Annotated in this window: 16 protein-coding genes; 5 read left to right on the forward strand and 11 right to left on the reverse strand. The window is 40.5% G+C overall.

Annotated features, from left to right (window positions below; translation table 11 throughout):
* Nucleotides 1-44: 44 nt before the first annotated feature.
* Complete coding sequence (locus GUA46_RS07195; protein ID WP_108246137.1) at nt 45-629, forward strand: RNA polymerase sigma factor; 585 nt, start codon at nt 45-47, stop codon at nt 627-629.
* Between the two features lie 253 nt (nt 630-882).
* Here GUA46_RS07195 and GUA46_RS07200 read toward each other — a convergent pair whose 3' ends face one another.
* On the reverse strand, nt 883-1,545 hold the full coding sequence (locus GUA46_RS07200; protein ID WP_176619916.1) for an endonuclease III domain-containing protein: 663 nt from the start codon (nt 1,543-1,545) through the stop codon (nt 883-885).
* 55 nt (nt 1,546-1,600) lie between these two features.
* Between GUA46_RS07200 and bcp the strand changes: the two genes are divergently transcribed.
* The gene (gene bcp, locus GUA46_RS07205; protein WP_176619917.1) at nt 1,601-2,053 is read left to right on the forward strand and encodes a thioredoxin-dependent thiol peroxidase; all 453 of its coding nucleotides are present in this window, start codon (nt 1,601-1,603) and stop codon (nt 2,051-2,053) included.
* A gap of 58 nt (nt 2,054-2,111) precedes the next feature.
* On the opposite strand, the gene GUA46_RS07210 is transcribed toward bcp, so the two are convergent.
* Nucleotides 2,112-3,563, reverse strand: a complete 1,452-nt coding sequence (locus GUA46_RS07210) for a nicotinate-nucleotide adenylyltransferase (protein ID WP_108246134.1) — start codon at nt 3,561-3,563, stop codon at nt 2,112-2,114.
* A gap of 76 nt (nt 3,564-3,639) precedes the next feature.
* Here GUA46_RS07210 and GUA46_RS07215 point away from each other — a divergent pair, with 76 nt between their 5' ends.
* Nucleotides 3,640-4,416: an MBL fold metallo-hydrolase gene (locus GUA46_RS07215; RefSeq protein ID WP_229418464.1), complete on the forward strand. Its 777-nt coding sequence runs from the start codon at nt 3,640-3,642 to the stop codon at nt 4,414-4,416.
* Between the two features lie 5 nt (nt 4,417-4,421).
* The gene (locus GUA46_RS07220; RefSeq protein WP_176619918.1) at nt 4,422-4,919 is read left to right on the forward strand and encodes a hydrolase; all 498 of its coding nucleotides are present in this window, start codon (nt 4,422-4,424) and stop codon (nt 4,917-4,919) included.
* Nucleotides 4,920-4,972: 53 nt separating this feature from the next.
* Here the strand turns inward: GUA46_RS07220 and GUA46_RS07225 are convergent, their stop codons facing one another.
* From GUA46_RS07225 to GUA46_RS07260, 8 genes are all read right to left on the reverse strand, one after another.
* Nucleotides 4,973-5,632: an alpha/beta hydrolase gene (locus GUA46_RS07225; RefSeq protein ID WP_176619919.1), complete on the reverse strand. Its 660-nt coding sequence runs from the start codon at nt 5,630-5,632 to the stop codon at nt 4,973-4,975.
* 9 nt (nt 5,633-5,641) lie between these two features.
* Nucleotides 5,642-5,968: a hypothetical protein gene (locus GUA46_RS07230; protein WP_176619920.1), complete on the reverse strand. Its 327-nt coding sequence runs from the start codon at nt 5,966-5,968 to the stop codon at nt 5,642-5,644.
* Nucleotides 5,968-7,221, reverse strand: a complete 1,254-nt coding sequence (locus tag GUA46_RS07235; RefSeq protein ID WP_176619921.1) for a dihydroorotase — start codon at nt 7,219-7,221, stop codon at nt 5,968-5,970. The genes GUA46_RS07230 and GUA46_RS07235 overlap by 1 nt, the downstream gene beginning before the upstream one ends.
* Nucleotides 7,218-9,140 (reverse strand): BatA domain-containing protein, encoded by a 1,923-nt coding sequence (locus tag GUA46_RS07240; protein WP_229418465.1) that lies wholly within the window; start codon nt 9,138-9,140, stop codon nt 7,218-7,220. Before GUA46_RS07240 ends, GUA46_RS07235 begins: the two co-directional genes overlap by 4 nt.
* A 131-nt stretch (nt 9,141-9,271) precedes the next feature.
* A complete protein-coding gene (locus tag GUA46_RS07245) occupies nt 9,272-10,279 on the reverse strand; it encodes a glycosyltransferase family 2 protein (protein ID WP_176619923.1) in 1,008 nt (335 codons plus the stop codon).
* A 30-nt stretch (nt 10,280-10,309) separates the two neighbouring features.
* On the reverse strand, nt 10,310-10,705 hold the full coding sequence (locus tag GUA46_RS07250) for a hypothetical protein (RefSeq protein ID WP_176619924.1): 396 nt from the start codon (nt 10,703-10,705) through the stop codon (nt 10,310-10,312).
* A 1-nt stretch (nt 10,706) separates the two neighbouring features.
* Nucleotides 10,707-11,402 carry an SGNH/GDSL hydrolase family protein gene (locus GUA46_RS07255; protein WP_313790861.1) on the reverse strand — a complete coding sequence of 232 codons (696 nt, stop codon included), beginning with the start codon at nt 11,400-11,402 and terminating at the stop codon, nt 10,707-10,709.
* A gap of 409 nt (nt 11,403-11,811) precedes the next feature.
* Nucleotides 11,812-13,296 carry a S10 family peptidase gene (locus GUA46_RS07260; protein WP_176619925.1) on the reverse strand — a complete coding sequence of 495 codons (1,485 nt, stop codon included), beginning with the start codon at nt 13,294-13,296 and terminating at the stop codon, nt 11,812-11,814.
* Between the two features lie 131 nt (nt 13,297-13,427).
* On the opposite strand from GUA46_RS07260, the gene GUA46_RS07265 reads away from it, so the two are divergent.
* Complete coding sequence (locus tag GUA46_RS07265) at nt 13,428-14,567, forward strand: Gfo/Idh/MocA family protein (protein ID WP_176619926.1); 1,140 nt, start codon at nt 13,428-13,430, stop codon at nt 14,565-14,567.
* Here the strand turns inward: GUA46_RS07265 and GUA46_RS07270 are convergent.
* Nucleotides 14,524-15,876 carry an ADP-ribosylglycohydrolase family protein gene (locus GUA46_RS07270; RefSeq protein ID WP_176619927.1) on the reverse strand — a complete coding sequence of 451 codons (1,353 nt, stop codon included), beginning with the start codon at nt 15,874-15,876 and terminating at the stop codon, nt 14,524-14,526. The genes GUA46_RS07265 and GUA46_RS07270 overlap by 44 nt on opposite strands.
* Between the last annotated feature and the right edge of the window lie 20 nt (nt 15,877-15,896).

Consider the following 15,896-nt stretch of genomic DNA (forward strand, 5'->3'; position numbering starts at 1 on the left):
GGTAAAGGGAGGACTGTGATTTTAACCCAAAAAAAGTAATTTGTATGGAACAGCTACAGATTAATGACTCGATTTTAGTAAAGAACTACATTGACGGAGACGAGAAGGCTCTTGAAATTCTTATCAACAGGCACAACCAAAGAATCACCAGCTTTATTTATAGCAAAGTATTGGACAGAGATGTCGCAGAGGACATTTTCCAAGATACCTTTATCAAGGTTATCAAAACTTTGAAGAAAGGAAGATACAGCGAAGAGGGTAAATTTCTACCTTGGGTGATGCGTATTGCGCACAACTTGGTGATAGACCACTTCCGCAAGAACAAAAGAATGCCCAAATTCGAGGGCAGTGATGACTTCAATATCTTTTCTGTTATCCATGACGAAAAGTTGAATGCTGAAAAGCAAATCATCAAAGATCAAATCGAAAGCGACCTTACCCTTTTGATAGATGAGTTGCCAGACGACCAAAGAGAAGTATTGATCATGCGTATTTACAAGGATATGAGCTTTAAAGAAATATCCGAAAACACAAACGTTAGCATTAATACGGCTTTGGGAAGAATGCGATATGCCCTTATCAACCTAAGAAAGATTGTAGAGCGCAAGAATATCGTTTTAACGAATTAATCGAGCATTACGTCGAAGCCTGCAATATTTCCAATCTAGCGCCGTTATACTATGGAAACAATTACTTACGCTAGAATATGGAAAACATTTACTCTGAAGAACAAAAATCCGTAAAAACGGTAAAAGCGAGCCAGAAAACTGTTGATTTCTTACTTAGCTTTTCAAAATCGATTCATGTAGTTGACTACAAGAAACACCAGTTTGAAGTAACATTAAATTAATTTAAGGATCAAACTGACGAAAAGAGCCGCAATTAGCGGCTCTTTTTGTTTTTATAATATTCGTTGATCACGGTTTTTCTCCCAATCGTCTTGGTGATAATGTCCTTTTCCAAATCCCAACCCCTAGCTGGGGAATATTCACGGCCGTACCAAATAATTTGAAGGTGCAATCTATTCCAGATTTCCTCAGGGAACAATCGCTTGGCATCGCGCTCCGTTTGGACCACATTTTTTCCGTTGCTGAAACCCCAGCGGTACATCAACCTATGAATATGGGTGTCCACAGGAAAGGCAGGGATTCCAAAAGCTTGGGAAACCACGACACTTGCGGTTTTATGTCCCACGGCAGGCAACTCTTCCAACAGGGAAATATTTCTTGGAACTTCCCCATTATATTTTTCTATCAAAATTTTTGAAAGTCCATAAATTCCCTTCGATTTCATAGGGGAGAGGCCCACAGGTTTAATAATTTCCCGGATTTCCTCTTCCGTAAGTTTTACCATATCAAAGGGGTTGTCTGCCTTAGCAAATAATAAGGGTGTGATCTGATTTACCCGAACGTCAGTACTTTGGGCCGATAACAATACGGCAATCAATAAGGTATACGGATCTTTATGATCTAATGGAATCGGTATGGTGGGATAAAGTTCATCCAGGGTTTTGACCGTGAATTCAACCTTTTCTTGTTTGGTCATATTTGTTTAACTTTGTTGATGTAAATATTAAACATTTAATTCAAGAGCAACGCACATGAATATGTTAAAAGTAGGAGATAAAGTACCTGATTTTTCAGCAAAAGACCAAGACGGGAACACAATTAATCTAAGTGATTACAAAGGAAAAAAACTAGTGGTGTTTTTCTATCCAAAAGCGAATACCCCGGGCTGTACGGCAGAAGCCTGTAATCTCCGCGATAATTATAAGGAATTACAAGCGCAAGGCTATGAACTTTTGGGGGTAAGTGCTGATTCTGAAAAAAAACAATCAAATTTTAAGAATAAATACGAATTTCCATTTCCTTTATTGGCTGATGAAGATCATACGGTAATCAACACATTTGGTGTATGGGGACCCAAAAAATTTATGGGAAGGGAATATGATGGTATTCACCGAACCACTTTTGTTGTTGATGGCGATGGCAAAGTGGAAAATGTAATCGAGAAAGTAAAGACCAAAGATCATGCTGCACAGATATTGGCTTAAAAAACGAACTAGATATGACATTTTAAAAACTAAAAAGGCGCTAATATAGCGCCTTTTTTTATTCTTTCTCTTCCAGAACTTTTCTAGTGAACAGGTTCTTTTCTTTGATGGTTTCAGCAATACCCTCTGGTAATTCCTTTTCCCAGCCTTCATCTTTATTGATGATTTTCTTGAGCACATCCCTTGAGAAAATATGCAACACATCAGGATCGTAGTCGATAATATCCATCACCTTACCATTGTACTTGAAGAACTTGTACAATTCCTTCATCCTCGGGTGAACCTTTACGTTGTTGCTGGTCAGCACTTGTCCAGTTTCGGGATCTTTCATGGGGTATAGGTAAACCTTTAAATCCTTAAAGAACAATTTACCAAATGCCTCCAAAATACCACCACTCAAGTGACGATAGTATTTTTCATCAAATACATCCACCAAGTTGTTGACACCCATGGTCAATCCAATCTTGGCCTTGGTATAGTTGTTAAAGTATTCTACAAGTTTGTAGTACTCTTGGAACTTGGAAATCAGTACCGTGTGGCCCAAAGAGCAAAGTAGCTCGGCGCGGTCCATAAAATCCTGTTCATCAATTTCGCCTGCCGCCTTTAGGTTGGATAATGTTATCTCGAACACCACAATGGCATTTTCCATATCCACCGTCTGCTCCCGCACAAAAATATCGTAGGACTTCTGGAACATGTCCATGTTCACCTTGGTAACCGGTCTAAAACTTCCGCGGAGCGCCAAGATGTTCTTTTTGTAAAGTACGGCTGCCGGTAATAGGTTATTGCCATCAGGTCCGAACATCACTGCATCCGTCATATCGTTTTTAATAAGCTGAAGGCTCATCAAACGGTTATCGACATCGGCAAAATTGGGTCCTGTAAAGTTGATCATATCAATCTCCAACGTATCGTGGTCGATATGATCATAAAGGTATTTTAAAAGCTTTCTTGGTTTGTGGAACTTGAAAAATGCTCCGTAAATCAGGTTAACACCAAGTATCCCCAATGTTTCTTGCTGTAATCTGGCTTCATTTTGCTTAAAACGGATGTGGAGCACAATTTCATCATACTCTTTTTGATCGGGATCCAATTGAAAACGCAATCCAACCCATCCATGTCCTTTATATCTTTTGGAAAAATCGATGGTGGCAACCGTATTGGCGTAGCTAAAAAATAGATAGTCCGGGTTGCTGTCCCTGCTTATCCGCTCTTCGACCAACCGCATTTCGTGGTCCAGCATTTTCTTTAAACGGGATTGGGTAACGTAGCGACCATCTTCCTCAATACCATAAATCGCATCACTAAAGGATTTGTCGTAAGCACTCATCGCTTTTGCAATGGTCCCAGAGGCTCCACCGGCCCTAAAAAAATGCCTAGCGGTTTCCTGTCCTGCGCCAATTTCGGCAAAGGTTCCGTAAATATCACGGTTTAAGTTTATCCTAAGGGTTTTGGCCTTTATGGAAGGAATATTTTCAAAAGCATTTTCTTTGCTTGGTACGGTAGGCATATCCAATTTTTAAGATGAAACAAAGTTACACTCTTCAATCAATCTATTAAATAAATAAGTTATAATTTTGAAATTAATGGATGATCAGATGACCATTACTTTTTTGGGAACGGGAACTTCGCAGGGGATTCCTGTAATCGGGAGCAATCATCCCGTTTGCCTGAGCAAAGACCCCAAGGATAAAAGACTACGTGTTTCCGTATTGATTTCATGGAACAACTACAATTATGTGATTGATTGTGGTCCTGATTTTAGGCAACAAATGTTGGCCAATCCAATAGATAAATTGGATGGTATTTTGTTTACCCACGAACATGCGGACCATACTGCGGGAATGGACGATATCCGTCCTTTTTTCTTTCGACAGGGTGATATCCCTATTTATGGGCACCAAAGGGTGATTCAATCCTTAAAAAAGAGGTTCGATTATATTTTTGCCGATGAAGACCGATACCCCGGAGCTCCTGCTGTTCAGGTTAATGAAGTCGACAAAAACACCAAAATCCCATTAGGGAATTTGGATGTGGTTCCCATTGAGGCCTTCCATAACAGATTACAGGTGTTCGGTTACCGTTTCGGAGAATTTATTTATATGACCGATGTGAAACGGGTAGAGGAAGAAGAGATAAAAAAAATGAAGGGAGCCAAAGTATTGGTGATAAACGCACTGCGAATCGAACCACATCATTCACATTTTAATTTGGAAGAGGCTCTGGAGTTTGCAGAAAAGGTAGGGGCGGAGCAAACCTATTTTACGCATATCAGCGCTTTGTTGGGATTTCATGAAGAAGTGGAAAAAAGTCTCCCCAAAAACATACATTTGGCCTACGATAACCTACGAATCAAAATTTAGATGTAATGAAAAAAAATATATTCCTATACCTATTTGTTTTCGCTGCCCTATTGGCGCTTTTCCAATTTGTAACGGGAAACAATATGCAAAAGACATTGACTTCTGATATAAAGCAACTCAAAGAAGAGGTTGTACAGTTGGAGGATTCTCTGCAGACCATGCACCTAAAGGTATTGGACATGCAATACTTTACTTTGGAGAACAATGACGATGCTTTGGCATATTACGAACACCTAAACCTTGAAAATCCTTCGCTATATATTCAGGATAAGTTATTGGAAACTAATGAGGGAAAAGGTGATAATCCATTGATACCTTACGAGGGCATGGAGAGTGATTTTAAAATCAATAAAATCAAAGTATTGAACCATAAATGGATTCTGGCCGATTTTTCCGATGGTAAATATTGGGGCGACATAATCATAAAGTATGAACTAAAGGATAATCTTAGCGTTGACTTTACACTGGTGGAACATTTGCTCTATGCCCCGCAGGAGTATTAAATAATAGGTAAAAGGTAAAGGGTGGTAAAAACTGAATAGAGATTATAGTTTAATTAAATATGTTTCTCCAACCATTTTTTGAACGAGAAAAAATTCTGTTGGGAAACACCATGCCCCACAGGAAACTCCTCATATATCGTTGGAATGTTCAGTTTTTCCAAGAAATCTGGCGACTTTTGGGCCCATTCCAAAGGAATGACCTGGTCTACTTGCCCATGTGAAGCATAGAAATTTAGCTTGCTATGGTCTTTTTGGGCATAATCATCAACCAAAATGTTTTCATTGATATATCCGCTCAATGCGATAACATTCTTCACTTTTTCAGGGTAAGACAATGCTACGGAATAACTCAGAATGGTTCCTTGACTGAACCCTAAAAGGGTAATATTTTCTTTATCAAGGTTGTAAGCTTCAATGGCCTCATCTATAAACGCAACAATCTTTTCCCTAGATTCTTTGGCCTGTTCATCATCGCTCCACTTACCCTGTTCAGCATCAAAATTGATGGCATACCACGCATATCCAAAAGGCTCAAGGTTATAGGGTGCCCTAACGGAAATCACCATTAATTCCTCTGGAAGTTCAGAAGCGAAAGAGAATAGGTCCTCTTCATTACTACCATAACCATGGAACATAAAAAGTGCCGGAATTTCACCTGAATCTTTGGAAGAAGGTCTAAGCAAATATTCTAATGATAAGGTTTTAAGGGACATGTTGTTGGTTTAAGATATGAATGTGAACCATTTTTGAAAATACTTTCCCGCTAGAGGCAAAGGTTTCATGCTGCCATTGAGTGCTTGCAAAAAGCCAAAAATCCAAATCACAAAATAAAAGAGATAGACTGGAACGGCTAAATATGCGTAGCCCGCATAGGTCATTAAAATGGCCAGGGCATGAAAAAGGACATGTATGCCAAAGGCCTGCCTAATATGGAAACGGGCATATTCATTTTTTTCTTCAATGTTCATGGTGATGGCAATTAAGCAGCCAACAATGGTAATGTATGCCACTACGGCGGTTGTCTTCCCTGGGGCGGATGCGTCGCTCATTATAAGGTACTTAAATCGTTATTTATCATGCCGTAAACTTTACCTTTTAAGGTAGCACCAACGTACATGCTGTTTTTTGATGTGGAAAGAATATCTTTTATGTCAAAAGTATATTTCCCTTCCGGATTGAAAAGGGTTAAGCACGCCTTGGCGCCTTCTTCCAGTTTTGGAGACTCTATTTGATATCGAGCCCTTCCCTTGGTCAGCAATGTAATAGTTTCGTCCAGTTCAAAAATGGTGTTCAAACAACCAAATGAAGACTCAAGACCTAGGGTACCATTTTTTGCATTGTCAAATTCCACGCGTTTATGTTCAACATCCATAGGAATGTGGTCCGATGTCACAAAATCTATGGTCCCGTTTTTCACCCCTTTGATCAAAGCTTTGCAATCTGACTTTGTGCGCAGGGGAGGAGAGACTTTGAAATTGGTATCAAATCCAACCAAAGTTTCATCTGAATAGAAAAGGTTGTGAACGGCCACACTACAGGACACGTCCAATCCTTTTTTCTTCGCTTCGGCAATCAGCTTTACCGAGCCTTCCGATGATATTGTCGGAATATGCAGTTTTCCACCGGTGTATTCCAAGATAAACAAGTCCCTTGCGATTTGTAGTTCTTCGGACAATGCCGGAATTCCCTTTAAACCAAGTTTTGTGGACACTTCCCCTTCATTGGCCACACCTTTTCCTTTGATATCGCCATCTTGCGGAAATGAGTATACCAGCCCATCAAAATTTTGGGCATACAGTAAAGCTATCTTGAGCAAATTGGGATTGGAGATTTGCTTTTTGAAATCAAAAAAAGCGACTGCGCCAGCATTTCTCATATCAAAAAGCTCGGCCAGGTCAATACCTTCGGCATTTTTGGTCAGAGTTCCCAACGGATGGATTTTGGTCGCCTTGCCCTGTCCACGTTCTTTTAAAAAGACCACGTCAGAGCTCGTATCGGGTACGGGATGCGTATTTGGGTTCAGCACAATATCGGTAAAACCGCTTTTTCCGGCCGTAAACAATCCATTGGCAATGGTCTCCCGTTCTTCAAAACCCGGCTCCCCAAATGCCACACTGCTATCAAACCAGCCCAATGAGACGTGAAGGTTCTCCTTTTCCAACACTTTTACGCTGCTGGGAGCTTCAACAGAGGCACCAATTTTTTCAATCACCCCTTTTTTTATAAGGATATCACGCTTTTTCAAGTGTAGTTCCTTGTTTTCTGGACAAACAATTTTTGCAGACTTCAGCAGAATGTTCATGTAACAAATTTTTGAATGAGTACCTCTATCAGCGCCAGAAGCAACGCTAAAATAACAAACCATTTCCAATAAGCTGTAATGTTGTTCTCCGCTTCTAGATATTCGAACAGCTCTGGAATGGAGTCCACGGAATTCACATTATCCAACGAACCGATATCCAGATATTTGAGATTGCTTTCTGCCCGGGGATAATTAAAACTTATATTTTGTAGAACCTGTTGATTTTGGAGTACGGAGTAAATTCCATCTTCCGTAGGGTTTTGATCAAATGAAAGACGGACCCGATTCGGGAATGTCTGCTGCAGAGGGATAAACTCATAACCATCTTTAGCTACCTTCAAGATGTCATCGTTTCCGATTTCCGCTGCAATGTCCAACGTATTCAATTCACCTAGAGTTTGATACGTTTGCGGGGATTGTAGGCTGGATTGTGCCATATTGTAAAAAGTGGGCACAATCAATGGCGAGTTGATGAAATTGGAATTTTCCAATTCCAATGGAACCGTAAACACATACAATCCATTTTCTCCCACTAAAAACGAATCGCCTCCGCCCATGGACAACGCCGTAGGTAGACTGGTCTGTATTTTAAAATATTCCTTTACCGACGGATATTGAAAATTGGTGACCTCTTTTTCAAAAACATCGCGGTACAATGGATGGTCAAAAGTTATGGTGGTCAATTGTACATCGGTCACCACTTTTTCTAGAAATTGTGTGCTGGATAAACTTGACAATAAACTGTTATAGGATAAAATGTCTGCGTTTATTGCTGGAACAATAATTAAAGTATTTCCATCATTCTTAAAGGTGCGCAGTATATTTTGAAGGCTGCTGGGAATGGATGATTGAGCATCCAAGATTACTACATTTTGATCTCCCAAACTGCTATAGTCCAATTGATTCAGTCGATATTTTTGAAAATCGAACTCTTCGCCACGGAATAAGCGGTTCAAATAATCACTATCCGATGCACTGATGGCCAACACCTTTATTTTTTCTTTGGAATTGATATTAAAATAAAAACGATTGTCATACCCCAAAGAATTATCAATGATACTCAAGCGTCCGTTCAACGCTTCATTCGTAGGAATGGTAAATTCGACTTCACCGTCCCCGTTCGATTTAAATTTTGCAGCTGTTTTAGCGATCAGTTCATCGTCATTATAAAGTGAAATGGGCAGGGCCTCATCCTCGTTACCGCCCGTTAAGAATACTTTCAGCTTGGCTTGGTCATTTAGGGCGTCAGCAACAAAAACGGAATCAATGGAAATATTTTGGAGCTCCCGAGCCTGCATAGGTATAAAATGAACTTGCAACATGGAATCTAGTTTATCACCTCCACTAGATATCCGTTCCTGAAAATCTGAAAGAACGATCAGGTTTTTTACACTACCTCTATTTTGTGAAAATAGGGTACTGGCCTTAAGGCCAATTTCGTCCATTTTCAATTGCTTGTGTGTGAAAGGCAGTGCTAACAGCGAGTTCTGGATATCGGCGACCCTAACATTGCTAAACGTTTTCTCATTGGTAAACAAACTGAATTCAGTATCGGCACCAACATTTTTAATAAAGTCCTGCGCAGCTTTTTCCAAGAGTGAAATTCCATTGTTCTTTGCCTGCATACTGAAGGAATCGTCTAAATAAACAACGGTCTCTTTTTCTTGAAGTGCAGTATTTGCCGAGGAGAATGGTTGGGCAAACGCTATAATGATGGCGGCAAGCAAAAATAATCGGGCAATCAACAACAACCACTTTTTTAAGGTGTTACTTTTCCTGGATTCCGAGACCACCTTTTGCAACATGGCCACATTGGTAAACGGGGTTTTGGTAAAGCGTCGTAATTGGAATAAATGGATTAAAATGGGTATGATTAGAAGAAAAAGTGCCCAAAGAAGTTCTGGATGTTTAAACTGCATTCCCAACATTGCTTGGTCAAAGATAGGCATTAAAACATTCTGATTTCAAACTTCGGTTTGCAATTATCTATGACCAAAACACAATCGCCACTGCACCGGCATTGGAGTTCTGCCGAATAACTCTATATGAATCAACAAAAAAAGAAATAATCCTGCATTGGATTTTGATTCAGCTCTGTAAAATACCTCCTGATTTCCTTTTGGGCATCTTCATTGGCCACAGTGATGATGCTCTGTGGATTTATTAAATTTTGTAGTTCGTCAAAATGGACAAGTTTTTTTCCATATATCTTTTTACCTATTTTCTTGGGATTATCACATAACCAAGTAAATTCCAACTCACTTTTTTTTAAACCTCTGGCAATTTTTTTCCCTTTAAAACCAGCTCCCCAAACTACCAATGGCCGGTTTTTGACATAATCCAGTTTTAGGAAATAGTGCAGTTTGATGTCCAAAAAATAGTTTTGGGCGTAGTGCTCGTGAGTGCGTGACGTTCGGGTGTCGTAATCGCGCCAAAGATGCAATACTTGATCGCAGGGAATAATTTTGAAACCATGTTCGTAAAATCGAAAAGTTAAATCATAATCTTCGGGGTATCGTTTATGTTCAAAACCATCACATTGTTCAAAATCCGATCTATATGTCATCCAACAAGGTGAAGGGATGACGCATTCTTTATAAACTTCATCAAAATTGTTTCCGGTAGATGTTAATTGATTCAGCCATTCTTCATAACGTTGGTAACCGTTGCTGATGCCCCTGTTCGAAAAATATTTCACCTGTCCTACGGCAACATGTCCTTTTCCGTACTCAATCAACGAATTGACCATAACCTCCAAACGGTCCGGTTCCATGATATCATCCGAATCCATTCGGGTCACGAATTCCCCACAACTTTTTCCATATGCTGTTTGAAGTGCAGGAATTATCCCATTTCCTTTATTTTCAAATACTTTGATGCGTTCGTCTTTCTGCGAGTAAGAGGTGAGAAGCTCAAGGCTCGTGTCGGTAGAGTGGTCGTTTACCGCCAACACCTCCCAATCGGTATAAGTTTGGCTCATAATGGAATCCAAACATTCCGATAAAAAATGGGCAGTGTTTTTAAAAGGGATTATGATACTGACCTTGCTGTTTTGCATGCGGCAAGGTAACTAAATTCTATTCAAAACTTAAGTGAACGGCAGCAAGTCAGGTTCTATGTACGTAGTCTTTGATTTTGGGGAAATGAACACAGTTTCCCCATAATGTTGCAAAAGTAAATCTTTGAAAGAAGAAATTAAACGAGGATGTTCGGTAACAAATCCATCAAATGTAGACGCGTTGGATTTTTGCCTAAAATGATGAACAACCTTTACAGAGGCAACCGTCAACGTTTTATGGTATTTGGTGCCATCCCCATGCAGCCCATCAAAGTTTTTGATGGCATTGCATGTTTTGGAAATTGCGGTTTCTTCATCGAATCTGTCAAGATAGGCCCAGGCTAATCGAATATGGGCCCTGTGATTGAATTCTGCTGGAGAAAATTCTCCAGATTCAAAGGCTTTGATGAATTCAATATCATTCATATCACATGTTTTCGAGGGCTTTGCGGATGGCTTCCGTGACCATTTTTTCCATAACATCATATCCCGCCTTGGTCACATGCACCTCATCCGTGGTTAATTTGGACTGCATTCCGTTTCTATCATCGACCATTTTGGAGAAATAGTCTAAATAGATGACGTCTTGAGCTTTGGCCATATCTTTTAGCAATGTATTGAGCTTCGGGATTTTAATATTTGGGTTCAATCCGGGACGCCACGGGTAATCATAAGCGGGTAGAACCGAACAAACAATGGGTTTTATTCCGTTAGCTTTTGCTAATTCTACCATGGATAAAATATTGTCATGGATTTGTTCCAAGGTCATAGGTCCTGTATTTCCCGCTATATCATTAGTTCCTGCCAAAATAACAACAACTTTGGGGTTTAGGTCAATCACATCCTGACGAAAACGTAGCAACATCTGTGGTGTGGTCTGTCCGCCGATTCCACGATTTACATAAGGATTTTCGGAGAAAAACTCGGGATGGGTCCCTATCCACATTTCGGTTATGGAATTCCCCATGAATACTACACGGTTTTCACCATCTGCGGGAGCTTCCAGTTCTGCATTTGCCATTTTATACTTTTCCAAATTAGGCCAATCTTGGGCATTGATTTTTGACGTGACAGATAATCCTAGAAACGATATCATGAACCAAAGTACAGTTTGTTTTTTCACTATGTGCGGTTTTTGATAAAAATAGAAAAATTATTAGAGTACAAATAGTAAATACAGACTCAAAAAAAGTAGAATAGTAGCAATTATCGCATAAAGCATAACCCTCTTTTCTCTTTCTTTCTGTATGAACATCTTTTTACGAATGCGAGCGATATCACGAGGAGTGGATTTTTTAAAATATAACTTTGTGACATTTGGTTTGCCGTAAATATCACTCTTAGATTTAATTTTCCTTTTTTTAAGCATGCTTCTATTGAGCTTGAAACTCTTGATAGCATGCATCATACTTCCTTCACCTCCCATAATTATAGTGTTTTGTATTATAGGTGTTTAGGATTGGATTTTTGTTACAAAAAAAGCGGTACAACCTTTTAAGCCATACCGCTTTAACTATTTTATGTGCTGCGAATTAGTATTTCGCACTTTTTCCATTGGCCTGAGTCCTCATGATAAAATCCCTGATATCGTCGTTGGCCGTTTTTAGGTCTTCGTTTCTTAGGTACATCATGTGTCCAGAGCGATAACCTTTCCAATCGAATCTATCTTTCATTTTACCACTAGGGTCTACTTGAGACATGGTGTATTTGGCAGCAAAATAAGTACACGCACCATCATAATATCCAGATTGCACCAAAACGTTCAAATAAGGGTTCTGGGCCATTGCTTGGCGCAAGTCATCACGAACACTATCATCATCATTGTTCCAAGGGTGAACAGGTCCGAACATGTTGTATTTGATGTCGGTTTTGAAATCGAGCTCTTCCTGCAAGTAATAATTTATGGCAGGGGTGAAGCTGTGCAACCACGAGGTCAGCTCTGGAGAATAATCTGGTCGGGTTCCGGCCAGCATCTTATCAATTCCCAAGTAACGGCTATCCAAACGCCCGATAGTGTATCCGCCTTTTTCCCTTAGCAAAGCTTTCCAGAAAAACTGGGTGGGCACATCTAGATTATGATCAAGAATATCCTGAACATCCAAGCCTGAGTAGCGTGCCATTTTATTGGCAATTGATTTACGTTCCGAATCTGCGATAAAACCACCTTTTGCAATGGCAGGCAACAGTTCGTTAATGGTAAATTCCTCTACCTCTGGCAAAACATCCAACAAGTCTTTGCTTTGCAAATCCGAAGGCAACGCTTTGTGGTGCCATGCAGTTGCGGCAAAGTACGGCATATTGAGTGCACTTGAAACAGGATCGTTGTCACGGAACACCTTATAATCTGCAGGTGAAACCATGATCACACCGTTCAAATACATCCATTGTTGATTTTGTAAAGCCAAGGAAAGTCCCATTACGCGGGTTCCTCCGTAGCTTTCACCTACAATATATTTTGGTGAGTTCCAACGATTGTTTCGGGATACGAAGGTATTCAACCATTCGGCCAAATACTTGGTATCTGCATTGATCCCGAAAAATTTGCTTCGGTCTACTTCTTTTCCTGTTTCGGGAATAGTGCGTGAGTAACCCGTGTTTACAGGGTTAACATACACAATATCGGTCACATCCAATACAGAGTAAGGGTTCTCCTTAACGCCATAAGGCTGAACAGGGTATCCTTCATCATCGATTTTAAGGATACGCGGACCTGTGTAGGCCAAGTGCATCCATACAGAACCAGAACCTGGACCTCCGTTAAATGAAATCAAAAGGGGCCTAGAGGCTCTATCTTTTACATCGTTCTTGGTGTAATACGTGTAGTGAAGGGTAGCGATGGGCTCACCCATCTCGTCCCAAACAGGTTGTGTACCTGTAGTGGCAGTGTAGTTGATACGATTTCCACCAATAGTCACCGCATGTTGCGTTGTAACAGTAGTGTCTACCGGAATTTTTCGTTCTTGGGCAAAGGTCAATGACGTACAGAACGCCATACCTAAAAGGAAGAGTTTTTTCATTATTATTTGGTTGAATTAGTCAAGTGTATAAAAATAGGGAATTTGAAAGTTCTTACCTTGTTAAAACAATCGTAAAACCTGTATTTACGCTATAATTATTAAATTTAGTTCCGTTACTAAATCCATAAGCTATGAAAATGATTACACGAAGAAGTTTTAACAGCCTTACCGCAAAGGGAATTGGTGGTGCAGCACTATTGTCCACAGCTCCTTTTGCATGTGCCTTGGGTGCCAATCAGGACAAGAAAAAATTGGGCATCGCCTTAGTGGGACTTGGTAGTTACAGTACCTACCAATTGGCCCCTGCCCTGCAAGATACCCAACATTGTTATTTGGCCGGAATTGTTACGGGAACCCCTGAAAAGGAAAAAGAGTGGGCGGATAAATACGGAATCCCGGAAAAGAATATATATAATTATCAAAATTTTGACGATATCGCGAACAACGAGGATATTGATGTGGTTTATGTTGTGCTGCCCAACAGTATGCATGCTGAATTCAGTATCCGCGCTGCACAAGCAAGTAAGCATGTAATTTGTGAAAAACCCATGGGAATCAGCGTTGCAGAATGTGATGCCATCATTGAAGCTTGTAAAAAAGCGGGCGTAAAATTAGGCATGGGCTATCGCTTGCATTCCGAGCCCTACACGCAACAGGTAAAGAAATTTGTCAAGGAAAAAACCTTTGGGGATATCCTTTTTGTGTCTGCAGACGCATCCTATCGTGCTACAGGTAATCCTGACCAGTGGCGCTTGAACAAAGAAATGTCTGGAGGTGGTGCTTTGATGAACATGGGCGTTTATGCGGTCCAAAGTACCATTTATGGTACGGGTGAAAACCCGGTTTCCGTTGCGGCTCAGGAATTTAGTACGAGACCTGAATATTTTAAAGATACCGACGAGACCATTACCGCCCAATTTAAATTTCCCAGCGGGGCCGTGGGCAATATTACCACCTCGCACAACTTTAACGCCAATGCGATGTACGGTTCCGGAACCAATGGCTGGTTCCGATTGCAACCTGCCAACAATTATGGCCCATTGCATGGTGTGACCTCTAATGGAGATGAAATTAAGTTTCCACATGAAAGTCAGCAGAAATTACAAATGGACGATTTTGCGCGTCATGTGTTGTTCAATGAACCCAACAAGGCGCCCGGAGAAATGGGCAAACGCGATATGATGATCGTAGAGGCCATTTACAAGTCAATCGCCAATGGGGGAGAGACTATTCCATTGGATTTTGAACCTGGTTACGGGTTTGGGGGATAACCCAAACATTTTTTTCCAGATCTATTGACCCGTTGAGCTCTTCGGTCACGACACGGTCGATAATAGAAATGCCCTGTTTTGCCATATTTTCAAAAGTGTCTATGCCATTGTTGGGGAAGTTTTGTCTAGTCCTATGGATGTTATACCGGTTGGAAAATTGTCTACCAAAGTCCTTTTCAATTCCGTCCTTGCCCATCATAAAACCGAGTAATCCGCCCCATGTTGCCGTTGGATTGTCCGAGTCCCAACCTGTCAATGCTCCAATTTTGATGGTTTCTTTGAGGTCACCCTCACCATAAAACAAACTGACCAGACTTGCCGCGAAATTGATTCCGGCCGCAAAGCAACCATTGCAGTATAAATCTTTAGAAGTGATATCGTAACCATCTTCTTGATTCACCTGATATCTTATATAAATAGAATCTCTTGTTTGTTCCCAAGGAATTCCAGATTGATATAATTTTTTGGTATAGTCGAACATTTTGGCCGGGTAGCTATCATCCGGAAGTATGGTTCTTGCTTTATTGGCCATCCATTCTAATTGCTGTTTTGCACTCTTCTCGTTGTCCGTAGAACTGGCAAGAGCGTGCATATAAACATAAAATTTGGAGATGTATTCTGATTCGTTCCGAGCAGTGGTCCTAATGGGCAGGTTTGCTATTTTTAAGGCTACATCAGGTCTCCCAGGGGCAAAAAGTCCGAAAATCTCCGTGGTCAATTGGGCATCGATCATTTCATAATGCTCGTTGTTTTCAGGATTGCCCGTTTCGGGAGGAAGCACATCTTCTTTCATTAGATCAAAAGCTCTTTGGTTGGAAACCCATAGGTAGTTTTCTTCTTCAGCTTTGATATGTTTTAACCACCCGTCACGGATTTGTTCCGGTGTCAACATACTGGTTTTATTCTCGTAAAGGAGGTGTTGATATAGGTATTCGATATCCGTATCGTCATCGGAACCCCAGACTTCTGTAGTATCCCGAAAAACAAAATCAATAGTTTCCGAAAGTTCACTAGGAACACCTTCGCCCCAAATGCTGGGTTGGTCCGGTTGTCCCCAATCGGCACGCGTATAAAAATCCCCGGTCCGTATTTCCCCAATATTTCCGATTTTATCCATTTCGGTGACCAATCCCGTCCAATTCGCGATACATTGGCCTAACCAAAATCCATATAATTGATTTTTGTAAGCGTCTCTGGAAACAATTAGCTGTTCTTCTTTTGATTTGTTTATATCTTCAGACTTTTTTGGCTGTTGGCGACAGGAAAGTATGCCAATCGTACAGATAAATATTATCGGAATTCTTTTCATATTGTTCAATTCATCTAATC

It is taken from the genome of Flagellimonas chongwuensis (assembly GCF_013376415.1).
GTDB classification, from domain to species: Bacteria; Bacteroidota; Bacteroidia; order Flavobacteriales; family Flavobacteriaceae; genus Flagellimonas; species Flagellimonas chongwuensis.